The 23079-nt window shown below is 70.9% G+C and carries 24 protein-coding genes; 15 read left to right on the plus strand and 9 right to left on the minus strand.

Annotation, left to right across the window (positions count from 1 at the left end):
- Positions 1–455 precede the first annotated feature (455 nt).
- The 3 genes from ACIPPM_RS14255 to ACIPPM_RS14265 are packed head-to-tail and all read left to right on the plus strand — an operon-like array spanning position 456 to position 3179.
- Complete coding sequence (locus ACIPPM_RS14255; RefSeq protein WP_401447149.1) at positions 456–1406, plus strand: ABC transporter substrate-binding protein; 951 nt, start codon at positions 456–458, stop codon at positions 1404–1406.
- A gap of 37 nt (positions 1407–1443) precedes the next feature.
- The gene (locus ACIPPM_RS14260; protein ID WP_393912623.1) at positions 1444–2379 is read left to right on the plus strand and encodes an amino acid ABC transporter permease; all 936 of its coding nucleotides are present in this window, start codon (positions 1444–1446) and stop codon (positions 2377–2379) included.
- Positions 2380–2426: 47 nt separating this feature from the next.
- Positions 2427–3179, plus strand: coding sequence for an amino acid ABC transporter ATP-binding protein (locus ACIPPM_RS14265; RefSeq protein ID WP_388997328.1), 753 nt, complete (start codon positions 2427–2429; stop codon positions 3177–3179).
- A gap of 58 nt (positions 3180–3237) precedes the next feature.
- Here the strand turns inward: ACIPPM_RS14265 and ACIPPM_RS14270 are convergent, their stop codons facing one another.
- Complete coding sequence (locus ACIPPM_RS14270) at positions 3238–3999, minus strand: class I SAM-dependent methyltransferase (protein WP_401447152.1); 762 nt, start codon at positions 3997–3999, stop codon at positions 3238–3240.
- Positions 4000–4100: 101 nt separating this feature from the next.
- Here ACIPPM_RS14270 and ACIPPM_RS14275 point away from each other — a divergent pair, with 101 nt between their 5' ends.
- Positions 4101–4748 (plus strand): CGNR zinc finger domain-containing protein, encoded by a 648-nt coding sequence (locus ACIPPM_RS14275; protein ID WP_401447155.1) that lies wholly within the window; start codon positions 4101–4103, stop codon positions 4746–4748.
- On the opposite strand, the gene sodX is transcribed toward ACIPPM_RS14275, so the two are convergent.
- The gene (gene sodX / locus ACIPPM_RS14280; protein ID WP_401447158.1) at positions 4634–5065 is read right to left on the minus strand and encodes a nickel-type superoxide dismutase maturation protease; all 432 of its coding nucleotides are present in this window, start codon (positions 5063–5065) and stop codon (positions 4634–4636) included. The two genes, ACIPPM_RS14275 and sodX, sit on opposite strands and share 115 nt — an antisense overlap.
- A 144-nt stretch (positions 5066–5209) precedes the next feature.
- Between sodX and sodN the strand changes: the two genes are divergently transcribed.
- Together sodN and ACIPPM_RS14290 are read left to right on the plus strand one after the other, a co-directional pair.
- On the plus strand, positions 5210–5605 hold the full coding sequence (sodN, locus tag ACIPPM_RS14285; protein ID WP_030807512.1) for a superoxide dismutase, Ni: 396 nt from the start codon (positions 5210–5212) through the stop codon (positions 5603–5605).
- 87 nt (positions 5606–5692) lie between these two features.
- The gene (locus ACIPPM_RS14290; protein WP_401447161.1) at positions 5693–6694 is read left to right on the plus strand and encodes a HEAT repeat domain-containing protein; all 1002 of its coding nucleotides are present in this window, start codon (positions 5693–5695) and stop codon (positions 6692–6694) included.
- Here the strand turns inward: ACIPPM_RS14290 and ACIPPM_RS14295 are convergent.
- The gene (locus tag ACIPPM_RS14295; protein WP_401447164.1) at positions 6689–7681 is read right to left on the minus strand and encodes a hypothetical protein; all 993 of its coding nucleotides are present in this window, start codon (positions 7679–7681) and stop codon (positions 6689–6691) included. The genes ACIPPM_RS14290 and ACIPPM_RS14295 overlap by 6 nt on opposite strands.
- Positions 7682–7862: 181 nt before the next feature.
- Here ACIPPM_RS14295 and ACIPPM_RS14300 point away from each other — a divergent pair, with 181 nt between their 5' ends.
- Positions 7863–8906, plus strand: a complete 1044-nt coding sequence (locus ACIPPM_RS14300; RefSeq protein WP_401447167.1) for a YihY/virulence factor BrkB family protein — start codon at positions 7863–7865, stop codon at positions 8904–8906.
- A gap of 10 nt (positions 8907–8916) precedes the next feature.
- On the opposite strand, the gene ACIPPM_RS14305 is transcribed toward ACIPPM_RS14300, so the two are convergent.
- From ACIPPM_RS14305 to ACIPPM_RS14315, 3 genes are all read right to left on the minus strand, one after another.
- On the minus strand, positions 8917–9261 hold the full coding sequence (locus ACIPPM_RS14305) for a DUF952 domain-containing protein (protein WP_401447170.1): 345 nt from the start codon (positions 9259–9261) through the stop codon (positions 8917–8919).
- Between the two features lie 202 nt (positions 9262–9463).
- The gene (locus ACIPPM_RS14310) at positions 9464–10585 is read right to left on the minus strand and encodes a family 2 encapsulin nanocompartment cargo protein polyprenyl transferase (protein WP_401447173.1); all 1122 of its coding nucleotides are present in this window, start codon (positions 10583–10585) and stop codon (positions 9464–9466) included.
- An 82-nt stretch (positions 10586–10667) separates the two neighbouring features.
- Entirely contained in the window at positions 10668–12074 is a 1407-nt protein-coding gene (locus ACIPPM_RS14315; protein ID WP_401447176.1) for a family 2B encapsulin nanocompartment shell protein, read from the minus strand.
- A gap of 327 nt (positions 12075–12401) precedes the next feature.
- Here ACIPPM_RS14315 and ACIPPM_RS14320 point away from each other — a divergent pair, with 327 nt between their 5' ends.
- Both ACIPPM_RS14320 and ACIPPM_RS14325 read left to right on the plus strand, forming a co-directional pair.
- Entirely contained in the window at positions 12402–12995 is a 594-nt protein-coding gene (locus tag ACIPPM_RS14320; protein WP_401447179.1) for an N-acetylmuramoyl-L-alanine amidase, read from the plus strand.
- Between the two features lie 222 nt (positions 12996–13217).
- Positions 13218–14132 (plus strand): 1-aminocyclopropane-1-carboxylate deaminase/D-cysteine desulfhydrase, encoded by a 915-nt coding sequence (locus tag ACIPPM_RS14325; protein ID WP_401447182.1) that lies wholly within the window; start codon positions 13218–13220, stop codon positions 14130–14132.
- Here ACIPPM_RS14325 and ACIPPM_RS14330 read toward each other — a convergent pair.
- Entirely contained in the window at positions 14129–15724 is a 1596-nt protein-coding gene (locus tag ACIPPM_RS14330; RefSeq protein ID WP_401448467.1) for a Na+/H+ antiporter, read from the minus strand. The genes ACIPPM_RS14325 and ACIPPM_RS14330 overlap by 4 nt on opposite strands.
- Positions 15725–15784: 60 nt before the next feature.
- On the opposite strand from ACIPPM_RS14330, the gene ACIPPM_RS14335 reads away from it, so the two are divergent.
- The 3 genes from ACIPPM_RS14335 (at position 15785) to ACIPPM_RS14345 (ending at position 17864) form a co-directional block, all read left to right on the plus strand.
- Positions 15785–16045, plus strand: a complete 261-nt coding sequence (locus ACIPPM_RS14335) for a UBP-type zinc finger domain-containing protein (RefSeq protein WP_388995616.1) — start codon at positions 15785–15787, stop codon at positions 16043–16045.
- 278 nt (positions 16046–16323) lie between these two features.
- Positions 16324–16740 (plus strand): anti-sigma regulatory factor, encoded by a 417-nt coding sequence (locus tag ACIPPM_RS14340; protein WP_018544439.1) that lies wholly within the window; start codon positions 16324–16326, stop codon positions 16738–16740.
- Between the two features lie 17 nt (positions 16741–16757).
- Positions 16758–17864: an RNA polymerase sigma factor SigF gene (locus tag ACIPPM_RS14345; protein WP_401447187.1), complete on the plus strand. Its 1107-nt coding sequence runs from the start codon at positions 16758–16760 to the stop codon at positions 17862–17864.
- Positions 17865–17882: 18 nt separating this feature from the next.
- On the opposite strand, the gene ACIPPM_RS14350 is transcribed toward ACIPPM_RS14345, so the two are convergent.
- Positions 17883–18347: a hypothetical protein gene (locus ACIPPM_RS14350; RefSeq protein ID WP_401447189.1), complete on the minus strand. Its 465-nt coding sequence runs from the start codon at positions 18345–18347 to the stop codon at positions 17883–17885.
- Positions 18348–18486: 139 nt separating this feature from the next.
- Between ACIPPM_RS14350 and ACIPPM_RS14355 the strand changes: the two genes are divergently transcribed.
- Together ACIPPM_RS14355 and ACIPPM_RS14360 are read left to right on the plus strand one after the other, a co-directional pair.
- Positions 18487–19455: a diacylglycerol/lipid kinase family protein gene (locus tag ACIPPM_RS14355; RefSeq protein ID WP_401447190.1), complete on the plus strand. Its 969-nt coding sequence runs from the start codon at positions 18487–18489 to the stop codon at positions 19453–19455.
- Positions 19456–19774: 319 nt separating this feature from the next.
- The gene (locus ACIPPM_RS14360; protein WP_016639615.1) at positions 19775–20032 is read left to right on the plus strand and encodes a WhiB family transcriptional regulator; all 258 of its coding nucleotides are present in this window, start codon (positions 19775–19777) and stop codon (positions 20030–20032) included.
- Positions 20033–20293: 261 nt separating this feature from the next.
- On the opposite strand, the gene ACIPPM_RS14365 is transcribed toward ACIPPM_RS14360, so the two are convergent.
- Positions 20294–21769, minus strand: a complete 1476-nt coding sequence (locus ACIPPM_RS14365) for a sensor histidine kinase (RefSeq protein ID WP_401447192.1) — start codon at positions 21767–21769, stop codon at positions 20294–20296.
- A gap of 487 nt (positions 21770–22256) precedes the next feature.
- Between ACIPPM_RS14365 and nagB the strand changes: the two genes are divergently transcribed.
- A complete protein-coding gene (gene nagB, locus ACIPPM_RS14370) occupies positions 22257–23042 on the plus strand; it encodes a glucosamine-6-phosphate deaminase (RefSeq protein ID WP_401447193.1) in 786 nt (261 codons plus the stop codon).
- Positions 23043–23079: the final 37 nt, after the last annotated feature.

A 23079-nucleotide genomic window follows, 5' to 3' on the forward strand; every position in this document is an offset into this window, starting at 1 on the left:
TGAGGGGTGTAAAGAACCTTCATACCGGACGGACGGGCGGACCACGAGTCCATTAGGCGCAAGGTCACATGTCGCCCCGGAATGCCGCCCGGCCCTCCCGGCCCGCGCCGCTCCCCTCGCGCGGAGGGCCCGTGGGCGCACCTCAGAGGAACCTCAAGCGCCCCGCGAATCCCCCGAAACCCCGCACAACGCCCGTCCGCATCGTGAGACCTGCTGCAGATCTTCCGGTGTGAAAAGTCTATTTCCGCAGATCATCCCGTGTGAATGGAGCGCGGATGTACCGACCTGATGCGGTTCTCGATCACCCGTTATCCGATTTTGACATTGTGACGGGCCTGAATGGCGTAGTCCGAATGGCAAGATGCCGTAAACCCACGAGGTCGCGACACCCGAAGGTGTGTGTTCTCGTCGACCCATCGGTACGTCTTCTCTTCCCATCCGCCGGAGGAACCACGATGACCGCAAGCTCCACCCGTCGTACGACCGCACGGTCCCGCTTCGCAGCGGTCGGTGCGATCGCGGTCGCGGGCTCCCTGCTCCTCACCGGCTGCGGTGACCAGACCAAGAGCAAGGACTCCGGCAGCACCTCCGACAGCAGCGCCCCGCTCGCCGACCTGCTCCCCTCCGGAATCCGGGACAAGGGCGAGATCCACGTCGGCTCCGACATCCACTACGCCCCGGTCGAGTTCAAGGACTCCTCCGGCAAGGTCGTCGGCATCGATCCCGACCTCGCCACCGCCCTCGGCGACCAGCTCGGCGTCAAGTTCACCTTCGACGAAGGCACGTTCGACGGCCTGCTCACCGGTCTGCGCTCCGGCCGCTTCCAGATGGCCATGTCCGCGATGACGGACAACAAGAACCGCCAGGAGGGCGTCGACCCCGACACCGGCAAGAAGGCCGGCGAGGGCGTCGACTTCGTCGACTACCTGACGGCGGGCGTCTCCATCTACACGCGCAAGGGCGACACCAACGGCATCACCGGCTGGTCGGACCTGTGCGGCAAGAAGCTCGCCGTCCAGCGCGGCACGGTCTCGGAGGACCTGGCCAAGCAGGAGACCAAGAAGTGTCCGGGCGGCAAGAAGATCAGCATCGAGCCGTTCGACGACGACCAGCAGTCCCAGACCCGGCTGCGCTCCGGTGGCGTGGACGCGGCCTCCTCCGACTTCCCGGTCGCCGCCTACGCGGTGAAGACCTCCGGCGGCGGCAAGGACTTCGAGGTCGTGGGCGACCAGGTCGAGGCGGCCCCGTACGGCATCGCCGTCGCCAAGAAGGACACGCAGCTGCGTGACGCCCTGAAGGCCGCGCTCGACGCGATCATCAAGAACGGCGAGTACGCCAAGATCCTCAAGAAGTGGGGCGTGCAGGACGGCGCCGTCAAGGAAGCCGTGATCAACGGCGGCAAGTGATCCGCGGACCCTCAGCGGCCACCGAGAGGCAAGACCTGTGACTGAGATCGAGAAGACGGCCGGGGGCAAGGACACACCCCCGGCCGCGCCGGAGGCCATCAGGGCCATCCCGGTCAAGCACTACGGACGCTACGTGTCCGCCGTCGTCGCCATCGCCCTGCTCGCGGCGATCGTGTACGCGTTCAGCCAGGGCAAGATCAACTGGCAAGCCATCCCCGAGTTCTTCTTCGACGACCGCATCCTCACCGGCGTCGGCAAGACCCTGCTGCTCACCGTCCTGTCCATGGTGATCGGCATCGTGGGCGGCATCGTCCTCGCGGTGATGCGGCTCTCGAAGAACCCGGTGACGTCGTCGATCGCCTGGTTCTACATCTGGTTCTTCCGCGGCACCCCGGTGCTGGTGCAGCTGTTCCTGTGGTTCAACCTGGGACTCGTCTTCGAGTACATCAACCTGGGCCCGATCTACAAGAACTACTGGTCGGACTTCATGACGCCGCTGCTGACGGCGCTGCTCGGCCTCGGCCTCAACGAGGCCGCGTACATGGCGGAGATCTGCCGCGCCGGTCTGCTCGCGGTGGACGAGGGCCAGACCGAGGCGTCGCACGCGCTGGGCATGAGCCACGCCAAGACGCTGCGCCGGGTCGTGATCCCGCAGGCGATGCGCGTGATCGTGCCGCCCACGGGCAACGAAGTGATCAACATGCTGAAGACGACCTCGCTCGTGGCGGCCGTCCAGTATCCAGAACTCTTCCGCTACGCCCAGGACATCGGCCAGAACTCCGGCGCCCCGGTGGAGATGTACTTCCTCGCCGCCGCCTGGTACCTGATCATGACCTCGGTCCTGAGCGTGGGCCAGTACTACATCGAGCGCTACTACGCCCGCGGCTCCAGCCGTCAACTGCCTGACACACCATGGCAGAAGGTGCGGGCGAACATGTTCTCCCTGGGCCGTCCGAAGGGAGGCGCGGCATGAGCGACAAGCTCAGCAAGAACGACCCCCCGCCGCAGGCGGTCGTGCCGATGGTGAAGTCCGAGGGCGTGCACAAGTCCTTCGGCGCGGTGCAGGTCCTCAAGGGCATCGACCTGGAGGTGAAGCCGGGCGAGGTGTTCTGCCTCATCGGCCCCTCCGGCTCCGGCAAGTCGACGTTCCTCAGGTGCATCAACCACCTGGAGAAGGTCAACTCCGGCCGCCTGTGGGTCGACGGCGAGCTGGTCGGCTACCGCCAGAAGGGCGACAAGCTGTACGAGCTACGGGACAGCGAGGTCGCGCTGAAGCGCCGGAACATCGGCATGGTCTTCCAGCGCTTCAACCTCTTCCCGCACATGACCGCCGCGGAGAACGTCGCGGAGGCGCCCGTGCAGGTCAAGGGGGTCTCCCGGAAGGCGGCGCGGGAGCAGGCGATGCAGCTCCTGGAGCGGGTGGGCCTCGGCGACAAGGCGGGCAACTACCCCTCCCAGCTCTCCGGCGGCCAGCAGCAGCGCGTGGCGATCGCGCGGGCGCTCGCCATGGAGCCCAAGCTGATGCTGTTCGACGAGCCGACGTCTGCGCTCGACCCGGAGCTGGTCGGTGACGTCCTCGACGTCATGCGCGACCTCGCCGAGTCCGGCATGACGATGGTCGTCGTCACCCACGAGATGGGCTTCGCCCGCGAGGTGGGCGACAGCCTGGTCTTCATGGACGGCGGAGTGGTCGTCGAGTCCGGCCACCCCCGCGACGTCCTGACCAACCCGCAGCACGAACGCACCCAGTCGTTCCTGTCGAAGGTGCTCTAGGCGGTCAGGAAGAGGGGCGGTACGGGGTGTGACCCCCGTACCGCCCCTCTTCCGTGCGTCACCGCAGGGCGAGGAGCAGGGTGTCCGACGGCGAGCACCACACCGGCCGCGCCTCCGCGAACCCCTTCTCGCGCAGGACGGCCGCGTGCGACGCCGCGGAGGGGGTGTCGCCCTCGGCGTGTTCGCCGTAGATCTCGAAGCGGCGGGCGGTGGGACCGGCGAGGACCGGGTCCTGGGCCGCGACCTGCCACCACTGGGCCCAGTCGAGGGCGCCCTCCCGCTTGGCCCGGTCCATCAGGGCATGACGCTGGGCCCGCTCGGCGGCGTTGATCCGGGGTGTGGACTCGTCGGTCATGTGGTCCGCGTTCATGAAGACCCCGCCCTCCCGCACCAGCCCGGCGAGCTGCCCGTAGAGCGCCGCGAGGGGTTCGGTGTGCAGCCAGTGGAGGGCGGTGGCCGTGAGAACGGCGTCGTAATCGGCGTACGGCAGCGCCGCCGTCCACTCCGGGTCCTTCAGGTCGGCCTCGACGAGGGTGACCCGGTCGTCGCCCGCGAAGGTGCCGCGTGCGATGGCGAGCAGGGCCGGGTCGAGGTCGACCCCGGTGCTGGTGGCCTCCGGGAAGCGCGCCAGCAGCCGCGCGGTGATCGTGCCCGTACCGCACGCGAGGTCGAGCACGCGCGGGGCGGTGCCGACGAACGCCTCCACCATGTCGAGCATGACCCGGAACCGCTCCTCGCGGTCGGGCATGTACCACTCCTGCTGCCGGTCCCAGCTCTCCTGCCAGGCGGCCCAGTCCGTTCCCGTCTCCGAGGTCGTCACGATTCCCCATCCCCTCCGGCGCACGCGTAATACCCTGGAAGCACGCCCGGCTGTTACCCGACGGCAGACACGACCATAGAGCGCCCCCGTAAGGACTACAAGTGGAACTGGCCCATTACTCGGACTACGCGGTACGCCTCGTCAACAGCGAGGAGCCGGGCCAGGGCAAGGACTCCCTGACCTCGGTCGAGGCCGTACGCGACCTCTTCGGCGGAAACGCGTCGGCGGCCCGCCGCGCCACCGACGCCGACGTCACCCGCTTCCGCTCGGTCCGCGGCAGGCTGCGCGCGGTGTTCGAGGCGGCGGACGACGGGGACGAGACGCTGGCCGTGGACCTGCTGAACTCCCTGCTGCTGGAGTTCCCGGTCAGCCCGCAGATCTCCGGCCACGACTTCCGCGACGACGACGGCCGCCCGCTGTGGCACATGCACCTGGCCGACCACCCGTCGAACGCGACCGCGGGCTACGCGGCGATCGCCGCGATGGGCCTGGCGTTCCATCTGACCGAGTACGGCGTCGACCGCCTGGGCCTGTGCCAGGCCGCCCCCTGCCGGAACGCCTACCTGGACACCTCCACCAACCGCTCCCGGCGCTACTGCTCCGACCGCTGCGCGACCCGCGCCAACGTCGCCGCCTACCGCGCCCGGAAGCGCCTGGCCGCCGACCGGTCCGACAGCAGCGGCCTGACCGCGGAGAACACCCAGCGCACCACCGCCAGCGGCGAGCGCCGCCCGGCCGGCGGCCGGTAGCGCAGCCACGCCCGCCCGAGGATCAGCTCCTCGGGCACGACCCCGTAGTCGGTGCTGTCCCCACCGGCGTACGGGTTGTCGCCGAGCACCCACCAGCCGCCCTCGCGCCGCTCCACCGCACGCTTGACGACCAGCAGGTCCTGCTGGAAGGGGTGGCGCAGGACGACGATCTCCCCCGGCCGGACGGGAGTCCCGTACCGCAGCAGCAGGCGGTCCCCGTGGTGCAGCGTGGGCACCATGGAGGGGCCCGTGACCTCGGCAAGACCGAAGGGCGGCAGCGCTCTGCCCCGCTCGGTGTCCTGCGACAGCTCAGGCATGCCCGGTACCTCCCCGGTCCGTTCCTCCACAGTCTCAGTCTGACCCCGGACTTTTGTCCTAAGCCCTGGGGGGCACTCGGGAAAACCAGTCCCTCAGGGAGTAATGTCCCACCTGAGAAGACGATCACGAGGAAGGAACGCTCCATGCTTTCCCGCCTGTTTGCCCCCAAGGTCAAGGTCAGCGCCCACTGCGACCTGCCCTGCGGTGTGTACGACCCCGCCCAGGCCCGCATCGAGGCGGAGTCGGTCAAGGCCATCCAGGAGAAGATGGCCGCCAACGACGACCTGCACTTCCAGATCCGTGCCACGGTGATCAAGGAGCAGCGCGCCGAGCTGGCCAAGCACCACCTGGACGTGCTCTGGAGCGACTACTTCAAGCCGCCGCACTTCGAGAGCTACCCCGAGCTGCACACCCTCATCAACGAGGCCGTCAAGTCCCTCTCCGCCGCCAAGGCGTCCACGGACCCGGCGACGGGCCAGAAGGCCCTTGACTACATCGCCCAGATCGACAAGATCTTCTGGGAGACGAAGAAGGCCTGATCCCCCAGGGTTCAGCTTTTCAGTTTTCCGACCGCACCCGGCTCCCCCACGGAGCCGGGTGCGGTCTTCTGTGCCCGGAGGCCGTCGGTGAATCAGTGGGAGGACGACCCGGCCTACCAGGCCGTGGAGCGGGCGTTCGGGGACGGGGACCCGCTCGATCAGGTGGGCGGGCCCCTCGACGTCCGTGCGGTGGTGGCGGGTATCCGGGCGGAGGCCAGGGATCGGTTCCTGATCGAGGAGGTGCCCTGGGGACGCTTCCCGGAGGGCGGCCGGGTCCGGGAGGCCATGGAGTGGCTGCGCTCGGGCGACGCCGCCAGGGCCGACAGCGCCCTTGGCAGGCTCGGCGGTCTGTGTGCCGATGACCGGAGGGCCGCGGTCGCGCCGACGGTTCCGTTCCTGATCCGGATCGGCACCGACCCGGAGGCGAGTCATCGCGTCGCGGCTCTGGCGGTGGCGGCCTCGGCGGCACGTATGCGGTACCACGGTGTGTGCACGCGGGCCGACATGCTGCGGTTCCGCGACGACGCATGGTTCTTCGAGGTCACCGGCTACCCGCAGAACTGGTCCGTGCGGGCCGCCCGCGACGCGATCGCGACGGACGCCGGTCTTCTCCTGCCCCTGCTCGACGACCCCGACCCCGTGGTGCGCCTCGCCGCCGCCTACGCGCTGGCGGCGGCAACCAGCCGGGTGCGGGACATCCGTGCGGCGTTCCACGCCCGTCTGCTCGTCGAACACGACCCGGCGACCCGCGCCGGCCTCGTGCTGGCGCTCGCCGAGCTGGGCCGGGCGCACCCCGATCCGTGGACGGCGCGATGGCTGCGGTCCTGCTGGTCCGACCCCGCACGGCCCCCCGAGGTACGCGTGATCGCCGCACTGGGGTGGATGTGCCTCACCGACCTGCCGGTCCCGGACGAACTGCGCACCATGCTGGACGACCTCGCCACCGACGAGACGGCCCGGCTGACGGCGCCACTGCCCTGGATGCGCGCGGTGGCGAGCATCGGCGGCGACGGCCTGACCCGATGCCTGCGCACCATGCTGCACCCCGACACGGCCGACACCGAGGGCTACGACGCCCCCTGGCTATGAACACCACCGCCGCGTGGACGGCTGGAAGAGGTCGGCCGACAGCCGTGCCAAGGTGTGCCGGAATATTTCCCGGTCGGGTTGGAAGAGGTAGTTGGGCCGCGGAGGGCGCGGGTCGTCGCGAAGCACATCGCGGGGGATGCGGCCCGATGCGGGCACCGGCAGGTACGGCAGCGGCGAGACCAGCCACAGCCACACCCCCAGCGGCAGGGGCACCAGGTACACCGAAGTGGCCGGACCAGCGGGGGTCCAGGTCCGGCCCGTTCGGGGATGGATCGGTACGAGGAGGATGTCGGCGCCCTCGCCGGGGGAAGGCCGTCCCGGTCCGGCCAGGACGGCACGCCGCGCTGGGGCGGCCGCGGGCAACAGGGCGTCGAGCGCGCGTTGGAACACCTCCGCGGCCAGGCCGTCGGGGACCTTCACCGGCTGCCCTTCGGAGGCCGCCAGCAGGTGAGCGAGCGCATGGCCGGCCGCCGCCTCCCACCGCGGACTCCATGACCAGTAGTGGTTCGACCCCAGCCGTCCGCCCCACGTGGCGATCGGCTCGAACGGGGGCGTCGCCTCCCCCTTCTCCGCCAACTCCGCCCAGGACAGGGGTGCGGCGGGGGTACCGTCGACGGGGACGCGGCGCACGGTGTCCGAGGAGAGCCATACCGCCTGCCAGAGCGAGCAGTCGTCGAGCCTGGTCGCCACGGGGAGGTCGCATCCCTCGCAGACCGTGTTGGGCCCGTCGGCCCCGTCCAGGCCACAGCAGGCCCCGTCGCACTTCTCGGGAATCAGCCGGGTTCCACGGATGTCACCGGGCGCGATGACACTCGCCCCGGGAGTGCCATGGCCTGACCCGGGGTCCACGGCGAACGTCCCCGACCGCATGAGCACCGGAAGCTGGACCCCGTTGCCGTACTTCTGATGGGCGTGGACCGGCAGCGCGACCTCGGACAGCGGGACGGTCAACTCGGCACCGCACCCCGCACACACGAAAACGAACAAGCGCCCTCCGTCCGGGAAACCAGCGCATCTTCGCAGCGGGGCCCGAGGTGACCAACATGTTTTTCCCGTCGCCGGGCGGACGAGGGGAAGCCGGGGGCGGTCTTCCGTGCCCGAGCCGCCCCGCCCGCACCCGCACACCCCCCGCCGACATAGCCCGCCGCTCACGGGACACCCGCCAGGCATGGAGAAATCGCTGAAGGGCTTCGGGGACCGCGACGAAGGCGCGTCGGCCGGGCAGGACATGGGCGTCGGCCCGTCGGAGCAGGTGGAGCGGCGGGCGCCGGACGCGCTGACGGATCTGCCCAGGCATTCCTGGGGTGCGGTGCTGAAGGGCACCCTGAAGGAATTCCAGAAGGACGACCTGGTCGACCGGGCGGCGTCGCTGACCTACTACGGCGTGCTGGCGCTGTTCCCGGCGCTGCTGGCCCTGGTCTCCCTGCTGGGACTCGTCGGCCGGTCGACCACCCAGAAGGTGCTGGACAACATCCAGCAGCTCGCCCCCGGTCCCGCCCGCGACGTCCTGCGCGCCGCGGTGCAGCAGATGCAGGGCAAGGGCGGGGTCGGCTCGGTCATGGCGGTCGTGGGGCTGGCGCTCGCGATGTGGTCGGCCTCCGGTTACGTGGCCGCCTTCATCCGCAGCGCGAACGTCGTCTACGACGTGCCCGAGGGCCGTCCGGTGTGGAAGCTGCTGCCCGTGCGGCTCGGGGTGACCGTGGTGCTCATGGTCATCGCCGTGATCAGCGCGCTGATCGTGGTCCTCACCGGCGGCGTGGCCCAGCAGGTCGGCACCACGCTGGGCGTCGGCGACACATTCCTGACGGTGTGGTCGCTCGCCAAGTGGCCCGTGCTCGCCGTCCTGGTCACCCTCATGATCGCGATCCTGTTCTGGGCCACCCCGAACGCAAAGATCCGCAGCATCCGCTGGATCACTCCGGGCAGCTTCCTCGCCCTGTTCGTCTGGCTGATCGCCTCGGCCGGCTTCGCGCTGTACGTGGCCAACTTCTCCTCGTACAACAAGACCTACGGCGCCATCGCGGGCGTGATCGTGTTCCTGGTGTGGCTGTGGCTCACCAACCTGGCGATCCTGCTCGGCCTGGAGTTCGACGCGGAGATGAGCCGCCACCGCGCCATCGCAGGCGGCCACCCGGCCGACGAGGAGCCCTACGTCGAGCCCCGCGACACCCGCACCTGGGACGAGGAGGACCGCAGGCGCCTCGAGTCCTGACCAGAGGCGCCTAGCTGGGCCGCCCCTTCCACGGCTCCACGTCCACCACCGCCGACACCGGCACCGCCCCGTACACGTGCGGGAACTCCTCCCCCGCCGGTGGCATCGCCTCGTACCTCAGCGGGGCGTCCAGCAGGGCCGGGTCGACCACCAGGACCACCAGGTCGTCCCGGTCGGGGTCCTCGCCGTACAGGAAGGCCGCCACGCGCGGGAGTTGGGATCGGGTGGAGAAGTGGATGTAGCCGACCTCCTCAAGGGTGCAGCCTCGGGTGGACACCTCGTAGGTGCCCTGTTCGCGGGCCGTGTCCCAGAGGGCGCGTTCGGTGAGGTGGAGGATCTCGGGGTGCTGAGGCATGGGGGTCACGGTAGAGGCGCAGGCCGGGTTGTGGCACGGTCCCGGTTTCCACACCGGGACCCACGCACCCAGGGTCTTGTGGCGGCCGACGACCGTGTCGACGGACCGGCCGCAGCTGGGGCAGACATGGGCTTCCCTGTCCATAGCCCCAGGGTAGGACGGGTGAGCCCCGCGCACCGTGGGGATGCGCGGGGCCCCGCCTTCAGCTGCTGCGCCGGGTGACGAACTCCGCAAGGGCCAGCAGGCCGCCCGCCGCCTCCGGGGCCGGTACCGCCCGGGCCAGTTCCTGGACCGCCCGTGCCATACGGTCCGCCGCCTCCGCCTGGGCCCAGTCCCGGCCGCCCGCCTGCTCCACGGCGACCGTCGCACGGGCGATCTCGGCGGTGTCCCCCTCCGTGTGCGGGCGGGCGTACAGCGTGGCCAGTTCCGCTGCCGCCGGGGTGCCGGACGTCAGCGCGGCGACCACCGGCAGGGACTTCTTGCGGACGGCCAGGTCGGCGCCCGCCGGCTTGCCCGTGCGCCGGGGGTCGCCCCATATGCCGATCACGTCGTCGATCAGCTGGAACGCCAGCCCCGCCTGGCGGCCGAAGGTGTCCAGCGCCGCCACCACCTCGTCCGCCGCGCCCGCGTACAGCGCACCCAGGGCGCAGGCACAGCCGAGCAGGGCGCCGGTCTTCGCCTCGGCCATGGCGAGCACCTCGTCGAGGGCGACCTCGTCGGGTGCGCGCTGCTCCAGGGCCGTGTCGGTCTGCTGTCCGGCGCACAGTTCGATGACGCACTCCGCGAGCCGGGCCGCCGCCCGGCCGGAGGCCGGATGCGGGTCGTCGGCGAGCAGCCGCAGGGCCAGGGCCTGGAGGGCGTCCCCGGCGAGGATCGCGTCGGGGACGCCGAACACGGTCCAGGCCGTGGGCCGGTGTCTGCGGGTGGCGTCGCGGTCCATCACGTCGTCGTGCAGCAGCGTGAAGTTGTGGATCAGTTCGACCGCCGCCGCGGCCCGCACGGATGCGGCCCGCGCCTCCGCACCGCCCAGCGCGGAGGCGGCCGCGAGGACGAGGGCGGGCCGGATCGCCTTGCCCGCGTTGCCCGCGGCCGGGGTACCGTCCGCGTGGCTCCAACCGAAGTGGTAGAGCGCGATGCGACGCAACTGCCCCGGCAACGAGTGGATGGCGGCGCGCAGTTCGGGGTCCACGACACCCCGGGCGCGCTCCAGCAGGATGACCGCCTCGTGTCCCGGCGTGTCCTCCGCCGCCTGTCGCGGCCTCGGCACTCCGTCGGCCGGGAACGGCGCCGGGCACTGCCCGGTCTCCACGGTGGATTCGCTCATGGCTCCCCCTCCCCGGCGAGCACGGTGAGGCCCCCGCCCCCGCCCCGGCGTCGGCCGCCGGGACGGGAAGCAGGCGATCGCGTCACCGCCACCGGCCGATCTCCACGTTCTCCAGCACACCGAGCGCGTCCGGCACCAGCACGGCGGCCGAGTAGTACGCGGTCACCAGATAGTTGATGACGGCCTGCTCGTTGATGCCCATGAAGCGGACGGACAGGCTGGGCTCGATCTCGTCCGGCAGCCCGGACTGCCGCAAGCCGATCACGCCCTGGTCGGCCTCGCCGGTACGCAGCGCGATGATCGAGGTGGTGCGGGCCTCGCTGACCGGGATCTTGTTGCACGGGTAGATCGGCACCCCGCGCCAGGTGGGAATGCGGTTGCCGCCCACGTCGATGGTCTCCGGGACCAGTCCGCGCTTGTTGAGCTCGCGCCCGATCGCCGCGATGGCGCGCGGGTGGGCGAGCAGGAACTTGGTGCCCCGGCGGCGGCTGAGCAGCTCGTCCAGGTCGTCCGGGCCGGGGACGCCGTCGTGCGGCTGGAGACGCTGGTCGTACTCGCAGGCGTGCAGCAGGCCGAACTCGCGGTTGTTGACCAGCTCGTGCTCCTGGCGCTCCTTCAACGCCTCGACGGTCAGCCGCAGCTGGTGCTCGGTCTGGTTCATCGGCTGGTTGTACAGGTCGGCCACGCGGGAGTGGATGCGCAGCACGGTCTGGGCGATGCTGAGTTCGTACTCGCGCGGACGCGCCTCGTAGTCGACGAAGGTGTGCGGGATGTCGGGCTCGCCGGAGTGACCGGCCGCCAGCTCGACCTCCTTCTCGCCGTACTTGTTGGTGCGCTGGTCCGGGAGCGCGCGCAGCCTGCCCACGTGTTCGCCGAGGGAGTCGGAGCGCTCGGCGACCTGCTCGAAGTCCGAGCGGGTGAGGACGAGCACCGTGCACGCGGTGGCGGCACGGGCGGTGTACTCCCAGATGGCGTCGGGGTCCAGCAGCGCCTGCTCGCCGAAGTAGGCGCCGTCGGCGAGGACTTCGAGGACGGCGTCGTCTCCGTAGGGGCCCGTGCCGATCTTCTCCACGCGGCCGTGGGCGAGCAGGTAGACCTCCTCGGTGCGGGCGCCGAAGGAGCTGATCACCTCGCCCGCGGCGATGTCGCGCTGCCTGCAGCGCCGGGCCAGCTCGGTCAGCACCTCTTCGCCCTCGTACGAGCGCAGGGCGGGCAGTTCGCCCAGCTCGGCCGGGATGACCTCGACCTGGTCCCCGGTCTTCACGAAGGTGACGCGGCCGTCGCCGACGGCGTACGACAGCCGCCGGTTCACCCGGTACGTGCCGCCCTGGACGTCCACCCAGGGCAGGTTGCGCAGCAGCCAGCGGGAGCTGATCTCCTGCATCTGGGGTGCGGACTTGGTCGTGGTGGCCAGGTTCCGCGCGGCCGCCGTACCGAGGGACTGCTGCGGCTTGCCCTGCTCCGTGCGGACCTCTTCGCCTACCGACATAAGGAATTGCCCTCCCGTGTATGCCCGGCGCCGAATCTCCCCGGGCGCCGGTCTCACCGCCGAGCTTTCCATCACGGAGCGTGCCCGCACCATTACACGAAAGGAGGGGAATGGATCATCGGACCACTGGGCAGACTGGGGGACTTCGTCGACCGCCGGGAAGACCGCCCGAAGCGACCGCCGGGAATGGCCGGATCGGCTCGCACACCGGGCGAACGATGTGTCCCGGACCACTCCGCACCGGTACAAGCAGCGTGACGGGTGCGCCGCCACGGGCGGCCGGCCCGCACGGTACAAGACTTCCCGAACGGTACGAAGGAGGCGGTCATGTCCCCACCCATGTCCGCGAGCGGTTTTCTGAGCGCGCTGAAGGCGGAGGGCCTCAAGGTCGTGGAGGTCGCCGGCTGGCGGGTCCACAACCGCAACCACAAGGGCCCCTGGGGCCCGGTGCACGGCGTGATGATCCACCACACGGTGACCAGCGGCAGCGCCCGCACCGTGGAGCTGTGCCGCGAGGGCTACGAGGAGCTGCCCGGCCCGCTCTGCCACGGTGTGATCACCAAGGACGGCAGGGTGCATCTGGTCGGCTACGGCCGCGCCAACCACGCCGGTCTCGGCGACGACGAGGTGCTGCGCGCGGTCATCGCGGAGAAAGGCCTGCCGACCGACAACGAGGCCAACACCGACGGCAACCGGTACTTCTACGGCTTCGAGTGCGAGAACCTCGGCGACGGCGAGGACCCGTGGCCCGATGCCCAGATGGAGGCGATCGTGCGGGTGTCCGCCGCGATCTGCCGCCACCACGGCTGGACGGAACGTTCGGTCATCGGCCACCGCGAATGGCAGCCGGGCAAGGTGGACCCGCGCGGCTTCACCATGGCCTCGCTGCGATCCCGCGTGAAGGAGCGCCTGAAGGACTAGGGCCTGTCTTCCGGATCTTGCCGGTTTCGCGGGGTCTGGCACGCACATCTGCGGCGTTGTCGTCGGTCGCCGACGCTCCGCGTCGACTCCCTCCTCCGCCTTGCAGCTGCACGCACCAGACCCCGCTCGGGTCGGCCTCAAGGCGCCCTCGGCCCGAGCCGGCCTGATCCGGAAGAAGGGCCCTAGCCCGTCCACGCGCGGGGGCGAGGGGACAATGGGCCCATGACCAGCACCGCAGGCGCCGGCCCCCTCGCCCCGGCCCTCCCCTCGCCCCTCGTGGAAGTGCGGGACAACCGTTTCTCCCGGCACGGCGTGCGGCTGCTGCTCAAGCGGGACGACCTGATCCACCCGGAGCTGATCGGCAACAAGTGGCGCAAGCTCATGCCGAACATCGAGGTGGCGCGAGGCCGGGCGCTGGTCACCTTCGGCGGCGCGTACTCCAACCATCTGCGCGCCACCGCGGCCGCCGGGCGGCTGCTGGGCCTGCCCACGGTCGGCGTGGTGCGCGGCGACGAACTGGCCGGGCGCCCGCTGAACCCCTCGCTGGCCCGGTGCGCGGCCGACGGCATGCGGCTGCACTTCACGGACCGGGCCGCGTACCGGCGCAAGGCCGAGCCGGAGACCCTGGCCGCGATCCTGCGCGCGGCCCGCGCGGAGGGCGCGTACGTCGTCCCGGAGGGTGGCAGCAACGCCGAGGCGGTGCGCGGCTGCGTGGCGCTGGGCGAGGAGCTGCGGGACCGCGCGGAGGTCGTCGCGGTGGCCTGCGGCACCGGTGGCACGCTGGCCGGACTGGCCGCCGGGCTCGCGCCCGGACAGCGCGCGCTCGGCGTGTCCGTGCTCAAGGGCGGCTTCCTGACGGCCGAGGTACGCGCCCTCCAGGAGCGGGCCTTCGGCGCGCGCACCGGCGACTGGTCGCTGGAGGACCGTTTCCACTTCGGCGGCTACGCCCGTACGACTCCGGAGCTGGACGGCTTCGCGGCGGACTTCGAGGACCGGCACGGGGTGCCCGTGGAGCGGCTGTATGTCGCCAAGTCGCTGTTCGCGCTCGCCGCGCTGGCCGAGGAGGGCGCCTTCCCGCGCGGGACAACCGTGGCCGCGGTGATCACCGGACGCCCCTTCCCGGACAGTACGTTTTAGGCCACTTCCCGGAACGCGGCCGCCTCCTCCAGGTCGAGTCGGCGCAGCAGGGCGCGGAGCATCTCGTCGTCGATGTAGCGGTGGTCGCGCAGCCGGACGAAGACATCGCGTTCGGCGCTGATCATCTTGCGGGACAGCCGCCGGTAGGTGTCGTCCACGGACTCGCCGGTGACCGGGTTGGCCTGGCCGAGACGCTCCCAGACGGAGTCGCGGCGGCGCTCCATGACCGCGCGGAGCCGGTCGGCGAGCGGTGCGGGCAGGGCGTTGCGCTCGTCGGTGAGGAGTTCGGCGAGGCGATTCTCGGCCGCGCGGGACGCCTGGGCCTGCGCGTTGGCCTCGGCGAGGGTGTCCGCGCGCGGGTCGCGGGCCGGGAAGCGGAGGGTGCGGATCAGCGGGGGCAGGCTCAGGCCCTGGATGACCAGGGTGCCGATGACGGTGGTGAAGGTCAGGAAGAGGATCAGGTTGCGCTGCGGGAAGGGGTGGCCGCCGTGCACGGTGAGCGGGACGGAGAAGGCGATGGCGAGGGAGACCACGCCGCGCATCCCGGCCCAGCCGGTGACCAGCGCGCCCTTCCAGGTGGGGTTCTCCTCCCGCTCCCGGACGCGGGCGGAGAGCAGCCGGGGCAGGAAGGCGGCGGGGTAGACCCAGGCGACCCGGGCGATGACGACGACCAGGAAGAGGATCGCGGCGTACCCGACGGCCCGCGCGCCCTCGTTCGCGCCGAGCCCCTCGACGACGACGCGCAGCTGGAGGCCGATCAGGGCGAAGACGGCGGACTCCAGGATGAAGGCGACCATCTTCCACACCGCCTCCTCCTGGAGCCGGGTGGCGAAGTCGACCTCCCACGCGCGGTGCCCGAGGTACAGCGCGACGACCACGACCGCGAGCACCCCGGAGGCGTGGAACTGCTCGGCGACGCCGTAGGCGACGAACGGGATGAGCAGGGACAGGGTGTTCTGGAGCAGGGGCTCGCGCAGCCGGGTGCGCAGCCAGTGCAGGGGCAGCATCAGGACGAGGCCGACCCCGACACCGCCGACCGCGGCGATCAGGAACTCGAGCAGCCCACCCGCCCAGGTCGCGCCCTCCCCGATGGCGGCGGCGAGAGCGACCTTGTACGCGGTGATGGCGGTGGCGTCGTTCAACAGGGACTCGCCCTGGAGGATCGTGGTGATCCGGGACGGCAGTCCGAGCCTGCGGGCGACCGCGGTGGCGGCGACCGCGTCCGGCGGCGCCACCACCGCGCCCAGCACCAGGGCGGCGGTCAGCGGCAGTCCGGGCACGAGCAGATGGGCGACCCAGCCGACGGCGACGGTGGCGAAGAGGACGTATCCGACCGACAGCAGGGCCACCGGCCGCACCTGGGCGCGCAGGTCGAGGTAGGAGCTGTCGCTGGCCGAGGTGTACAGCAGTGGGGGCAGCAGCAGCGGGAGGACCACCTCGGGGTCGAGGGTGTAGTCCGGCACGCCCGGCACGTAGGACGCGGCCAGGCCGACGCCGACCAGCAGCAGCGGCGCGGGTACGGGCCCGCGCCGGGCCACGCCCGCGACGGCGGCGCTCCCCGCGATCAGCAGCAGGAGCGGCATCACGTCCATGTCCTCGCCCACCCTCGTTCTCCGCGCGGGTCCCCGCGCTCCCGACGTAATCTGGCAATCATGAAACAGTGCACGCACCTCGACGCGCTGCCGCTCCCGGAACCCGGCCCGCTGAGCGAGACGTGCCTGGAGTGTCTCGCGGACGGCACCGATCCGGTGCAGCTTCGCCTCTGCCTCACCTGCGGCCATGTCGCGTGCTGCGACTCCTCGCCGAACCGGCACGCGACGAAGCACCACACGGACTCGGGTCACCCGGTGATGCGGACGTTCGAACCCGGAGACGACTGGCGATGGTGTTTCGTGGACCACGTACTCGTGTGAGAGTGGACGGCACAACCGCGGGCGGCACCGCCGCGAATCCGGCGGTTCGAGCGCCCGAAGCCTGGGTACGTCAACCCGGCGCGCGCTCTTCCCATTTGAATCCGCCCAACCCCCTAGACACGGAGCGTATACGGAGCTTTACTGTGAGTAACGCCAGGGGGCCGGGGGCGCGGGGACAGGAACGTTCCGAGCGCGATAGCGTCACCGCGGAACCACATACGCGTTACGCCGGGGGCGACCCCCGGCCCCGTGAAGCTTGTACCACCATGGAGGTGAGGGTGTCCCAGATCGCAGGCGAGCCCACGGCGAACCAGGACTTCGTGGAAGTCCGGCTTCCGGCCGCGGGTGCCTACCTGTCGGTGCTGCGGACGGCCACGGCCGGTCTGGCGGCCCGCTTGGACTTCACCTTGGACGAGATCGAGGATCTGCGCATCGCGGTCGACGAGGCCTGCGCGATCCTGCTCCAGCAGGCCGTGCCGGGCTCCGTGCTCAGCTGCGTCTTCCGGCTCGTCGACGACTCGCTGGAGGTCACGGTGTCGGCTCCGACCACCGACGGCCACGCCCCGTCGCGCGACACGTTCGCCTGGACCGTGCTGTCGGCCCTGGCGGGCAAGGTGTCGTCCGCCGTCGACGAGGACCGGACCGTGTCGATCAGCCTCTACAAACAGCGCGGCGCGGGCCCCGGCCCGGCGTGAGGAACGGGGACGGTCCGGTGCGGGACGAAGAGCGCGGCGCGCGAGAACTGCCGACCGGGAAGGCCGAGAGCCTGCGGGCGGCCTCCCAGGACGGCTCCCGGCACAAGGCCGACGGCCTGGACGGCATCGCCGGCATCGACGGCATCCCCGAGCAGGCCAGACCCCACCCGGAGGACGACTCCGCACCGGGCGGCGGCGAGGGTGCCGTACGGAGCGTGCCCCAGGGGGAGCGCGGCGGGGACGCGACCGCCGACCGCGCGGGGGCGAGGGCTCGGGGAAGGGCTACGGGCGGGACGATGAGCGAGCACGAGCGATACGCCGAGGGCACCGCGCCGGGCGCGGAGGCCGTGCGGGCGGCACAGCACGACCCTCATGACCGCAGCGGGGCGCGGGCGCTCTTCGTGGAGCTGCGCGGCCTCGAGAACGGCAGCCCGGAGTACGCGGAGCTGCGCAACCGGCTGGTCCGCATGCATCTGCCGCTCGTCGAGCATCTGGCGCGCCGCTTCCGCAACCGCGGCGAGCCGCTGGACGACCTCACCCAGGTCGCCACGATCGGGCTGATCAAGTCCGTGGACCGGTTCGATCCGGAGCGCGGCGTGGAGTTCTCCACGTACGCCACTCCCACGGTCGTCGGCGAGATCAAGCGGCACTTCCGGGACAAGGGCTGGGCGGTCCGGGTGCCGCGTCGGCTCCAGGAGCTGCGGCTCTCGCTGACCACGGCGACGGCCGAGCTGTCCCAGCTGCACGGCCGCTCCCCCACGGTGCACGAGCTGGCGGAGAAGCTGGCCATCTCCGAGGAGGAGGTGCTGGAGGGGCTGGAGTCGGCGAACGCGTACTCCACCCTGTCGCTGGACGTCCCCGACACCGACGACGAGTCCCCGGCGGTCGCCGACACCCTCGGCTCGGAGGACGAGGCGCTGGAGGGGGTGGAGTACCGGGAGTCGCTCAAGCCGCTGCTGGAGGATCTCCCGCCGCGCGAGAAGCGCATCCTGCTGCTGCGGTTCTTCGGGAACATGACCCAGTCGCAGATCGCGCAGGAGGTCGGCATCTCGCAGATGCACGTCTCCCGGCTGCTGGCCCGCACGCTGGCCCAGCTGCGGGAGAAGCTCCTCGTGGAGGAGTAGGAGCGCCCTGGTGGGGCGTTATTCGGCGCGGCCCGGCCCGGTGATCCCGAGGGCGCGGGTCGTGGCCGGGTTGACCAGCAGGACCAGCGCGGCGACCGAGACGACCGCGAGGGCGATGCCCGCCCCGATGGCGATGCTCTCGGCCTGGAGCAGGTTGTAGGCGACCGGCAGGGCGAGGATCTGGGTGATCACGGCCGGACCCCGGCTCCAGCGGCGCCTCAGCCACAGCCCGCGCGCGGCGAGCAGCGGCAGCAGCGCGAGCACCAGCAGGGTGATCCCACCGGTGACGGCCTGCTGCCGGTCGTCACCGGCGCCGGTGAGACCGAGTACGAGAACGTACCCGCCCGCCACGACGAGGGCGATCCCCTCCAGCGCGGCCAGGGCGGCGGCGTACACGAGGCGGCGCGGGCGCTCACCGGCCGCGGCGGCGTCGGTGGTCTCCGGGGTGGGGGTCTCCGGGGCGGGGGTCTGCTCACTGCTCACCCGAGAAGGGTAGCCCCGCGCCCGGCACGGCCCGGAGGGTGCGGGCCGGGAGGGTGCGTGGCGAGGCTCACGCCGTCCGCGCCCATCGATCTCCGGCTCTCCCTGGGCCGGATACCCCCCAGTAGGTACGCTGCCATGCATGCGTGCACTTCTCGTGGTCAATCCGGCGGCAACCACCACAAGCGCCCGCAGACGGGACGTACTGATCCACGCCCTCGCCAGCGAGATGAAGCTGGAGGTCGTCCACACCGAGTACCGGGGTCACGCGCGTGATCTGGGGCGGTCGGCTGCGGAGAGTGACGACGTCGACATGGTGGTGGCCCTCGGCGGCGACGGCACCGTGAACGAGGTGGTCAACGGCCTGCTGTACGCCGGCCCCGACCTGGAGCGGCTGCCCGGCCTCGCGGTGGTCCCCGGCGGTTCGACCAATGTCTTCGCCCGTGCGCTGGGTCTGCCCAACGATCCCGTCGAGGCCACCGGCGCCCTGCTGGACGCGCTGCGCGAGCGCCGGGAACGCGTGGTCGGCCTCGGACTCACCTCGGGCACGCCGGGCACGGCCGACGAGGCGGTGCCGGAGCGCTGGTTCACTTTCAACGCCGGACTGGGCTTCGATGCCGGAGTTGTGGGCAGGGTCGAAAGGGAACGGGAGCGCGGCAAGAAATCGACGCACGCGCTCTATGTCCGCCAAGTAGCAAGGCAGTTCATGGGTGAACCCAATCGCAGACACGGCGCGATCACCTTGGAACGACCCGGTTCGGAACCGGTGACCGATCTCGCCGTCGCCATAGTCTCGAACACGTCGCCCTGGACGTATCTCGGCAATCGCCCGATGTACACGTCACCTAAGGCGTCGTTCGATAAAGGCATCGACGTGCTCGGTCTGAAGCGGCTCTCCACGGCCGCTGTTGCCCGGTATGCGACCCAGTTGCTCACTTCGTCCCCCGAGCGTGGACCCCATGGGAGACACGCGATTTCGCTGCACGACCTGGACCGGTTCACCTTGCATTCGAAGGTCCCTCTGCCCCTTCAGATGGACGGTGACCACCTAGGGCTGCGGACGAGCGTGACGTTCACAGGCGTTCGCCGTGCACTGCGTGTGATTGTGTGAGCGGAACGGGCCAAAGTCCTTTCACTCGAACGTTTAGGCCACTGTCCACCCCATGGAAGTACGGCTGTGACCTAGTCGACACCGAGGAATCAAAAAAAATCTTCCTGAAGGGGTTGTATCCGCCGCCGAGGTTTGCGAGTCTCTACATGGCGATCGGGACGGCCCGCAACACCGGCTTCCATTGATCGCCAGATCCCTCTTCAAAACACAGGTCCACGCCGGGGAGACCCGGTGATCGGCCCTTCACTTGTTGAGGGACTCGTGAAAGCGTTCACATTCACAAGCAATCTGCATGTAATACCAAGGAGAGGTAGCAGCCATGGACTGGCGTCACAACGCCGTTTGCCGCGAGGAAGACCCCGAGCTGTTCTTCCCCATCGGCAACACCGGTCCCGCGCTGCTGCAGATCGAGGAAGCCAAGGCCGTCTGCCGTCGCTGCCCCGTCATGGAGCAGTGCTTGCAGTGGGCGCTCGAGTCCGGTCAGGACTCCGGCGTCTGGGGTGGTCTGAGCGAGGACGAGCGTCGCGCGATGAAGCGCCGCGCCGCCCGCAACCGTGCTCGCCAGGCTTCTGCCTGACGAGTCACCCCTGCTGACAGCCTGAGCTTGGCGGCGCGTGGGCCCGGATTCACGGGCACCACGCTTCTCCCGCCCCCGAGCCGCAGCGCGCAGTACCCACGATGCTTTCCCCAGGTCCCGGCCCCGCCGGACCCGGGGGGCTCCGCCCCGGCGGAGCAGCTCAGCAACGAGCACCAGCCTCGGACCGTCACCGGTCCGGGGCTTTTCGCTTGCCCGCGCCGATCGCGCCCCGGTCCCGGCCCCGTCCCGGTCCCGCTCGCGTCACTTCTGCGGGCGCACCGGGATGTCGAGGATGACCTGGGTGCCGCGCTCCGGCGCCGGGACCATGTCGAAGGTGCCGCCCAACTCGCCCTCGACGAGGGTGCGGACGATCTGGAGGCCGAGGTTGCCCGCGGTGTGCGGGTCGAAGCCCTCGGGCAGACCGACCCCGTCGTCCTGGACGGTGACGAGCAGACGGCCTTCCTTGGTGGTGCCGCCCCGGACCGCCGAGACCTCGACCGTGCCGGTGTCGCCCTCGCGGAAGCCGTGTTCCAGGGCGTTCTGCAGCACTTCGGTCAGCACCATCGACAGCGGGGTGGCGACCTCGGCGTCCAGCCAGCCGAAGCGACCGGTGCGTCGGCCCGTCACCTTGCCCGGCGAGATCTCCGCGACCATCGCCAGCACCCGGTCGGCGATGTCGTCGAACTCCACCCGCTCGTCCAGGTTCTGAGACAGCGTCTCGTGCACGATGGCGATCGAGCCGACCCGGCGCACCGCCTCCTCCAGCGCCTCCCGGCCGCGCTCGGAGTCGATGCGGCGGGCCTGGAGCCTGAGCAGGGCGGCCACGGTCTGGAGGTTGTTCTTCACCCGGTGGTGGATCTCCCGGATGGTGGCGTCCTTGGTGATCAACTCACGTTCGCGGCGCCGGAGTTCGGTGACGTCCCGGCAGAGCACCAGTGAACCGATGCGGGTGCCCTTGGGCTTGAGCGGGATGGACCGGAACTGGATGACCCCGTCGTTGGCCTCGATCTCGAACTCGCGGGGCGCGTAGCCGCTGGCCGCCTTGGCGAGGGCCTCGTCCACCGGGCCGCGGGTCGGGGCGAGTTCGGCGGTGGTGCGGCCGAGGTGCTGGCCGACCAGGTCGGACGCGAGGCCGAGCCGGTGGTAGGCGGAGAGCGCGTTCGGGGAGGCGTACTGGACGATGCCGTCGGCGTCCACCCGGATCAAACCGTCGCCCGCACGCGGGGAGGCGTCCATGTCGACCTGCTGGTCGGGGAAGGGGAAGGAACCGGCCGCGATCATCTGCGCGAGGTCCGAGGCGCTCTGCAGATAGGTGAGTTCCAGCCGGCTCGGGGTGCGCACGGTCAGCAGGTTGGTGTTGCGGGCGATCACCCCGAGGACGCGGCCCTCCCGCCGTACCGGGATGGACTCGACCCGTACGGGGACCTCTTCGCGCCATTCCGGGTCGCCCTCGCGCACGATCCGGCCCTCGTCCAGCGCCGCGTCCAGCATGGGGCGGCGCCCGCGCGGGACGAGGTGGCCGACCATGTCGTCCTGGTAGGAGGTCGGGCCGGTGTTCGGGCGCATCTGGGCGACCGAGACGTACCGGGTGCCGTCGCTGGTGGGGACCCACAGGACGAGGTCGGCGAAGGAGAGGTCGGAGAGCAGCTGCCACTCCGAGACCAGCAGATGGAGCCACTCGAGGTCGGTGTCCCCGAGGGCGGTGTGCTGGCGGACGAGTTCGTTCATGGAGGGCACGCTGCGAGCGTACCGGGGGCGCGTCACCGGCCGAAAAGACACCCGCGGGCCGCGGCGCCTGAGAGGGACCCTCAGCCCTCCCCGCGCCGCAGCCCGGAGCATCATCGGCCGTGGGGTGTGCGGTCCCGGTCGGCCGAAGGCCGAGGAGCCGGAGCAGTCAGGGCAGAGAGCGCCGGTTCCTCGATCCGCCTTCCTGTGCGGGGAAGACGGAGGTTTTTCAGCTTGTCGTCCTGCGTATGTCTCCCTCGCATTCTGGACTAGACCACGAGGGCGTGTCCATGGCCGGAGAGCACCCGGACCCGACGAGCGGCCAGGCTGCACCGCAGAGGCAGCCTAGTCGGGCCGGGGTGGCCGTGGGGCGGCGTCGGCCTGGCGATTTCCGCCCCCGTACGGCCGGGGCCGCTCTGCTAGATTGGTCTAAACCACATACCGACGCTCCCCCGGTCCCCAGCGACCGTCGGCCCTCTTCCAGATCGGCAGGCCCAGCGTGGAAGTTGTCATCGTCCCGGACGCCGCGGCGGGCGGCGAGCTGGTCGCCGAGGCCATGGCCCGGCTGCTGCGACGCAAGCCCGACGCCCTGCTCGGGGTGGCCACCGGCTCCACCCCGCTGCCCGTCTACCAGGCCCTGGCGGCCCAGGTGCGCTCCGGCGCCGCGGACACCCGCCGGGCCAGGATCGCCCAGCTCGACGAGTACGTGGGGCTGCCCGCCGACCACCCCGAGTCCTACCGCTCCGTGCTGCGCCGCGAGGTGCTGGAGCCGCTCGGCATCCCCATGGACGCGTTCATCGGCCCGGACGGCACGGCCGCCGACGTCCAGGCGGCGTGCGCGGAGTACGACCGGGCGCTCGCCGCGGCCGGGGGCGTGGATCTCCAGCTCCTCGGCATCGGCACCGACGGGCACATCGGATTCAACGAACCGTGCTCCTCGCTCGCCTCGCGCACCCGGATCAAGACGCTGACCGAGCAGACCCGGATCGACAACGCCCGCTTCTTCGACGGCGACATCGAGCAGGTCCCGCACCACGTCATCACCCAGGGCATCGGCACCATCCTGGAGGCCCGGCACCTGGTGCTGCTCGCCACCGGCGAGGGCAAGGCGGACGCGCTCGCGGCGACGGTCGAGGGTCCGGTGGCGGCCATCTGCCCCGCCTCCGCCCTCCAGCTCCACCCGCACGCCACCGTGGTCGCCGACGAGGCCGCCGCCTCCAAGCTCAAACTGGCGGACTACTTCCGCCACGCCTACGCCCACAAGCCGGAGTGGCAGGGCCTGTAACTCCGTGGCGCTCGTCGCGTGACGCGGGCAGGGTGGG

The organism is Streptomyces sp. NPDC090119 (assembly GCF_044747085.1).
In the GTDB taxonomy this organism is placed as follows: domain Bacteria; phylum Actinomycetota; class Actinomycetes; order Streptomycetales; family Streptomycetaceae; genus Streptomyces.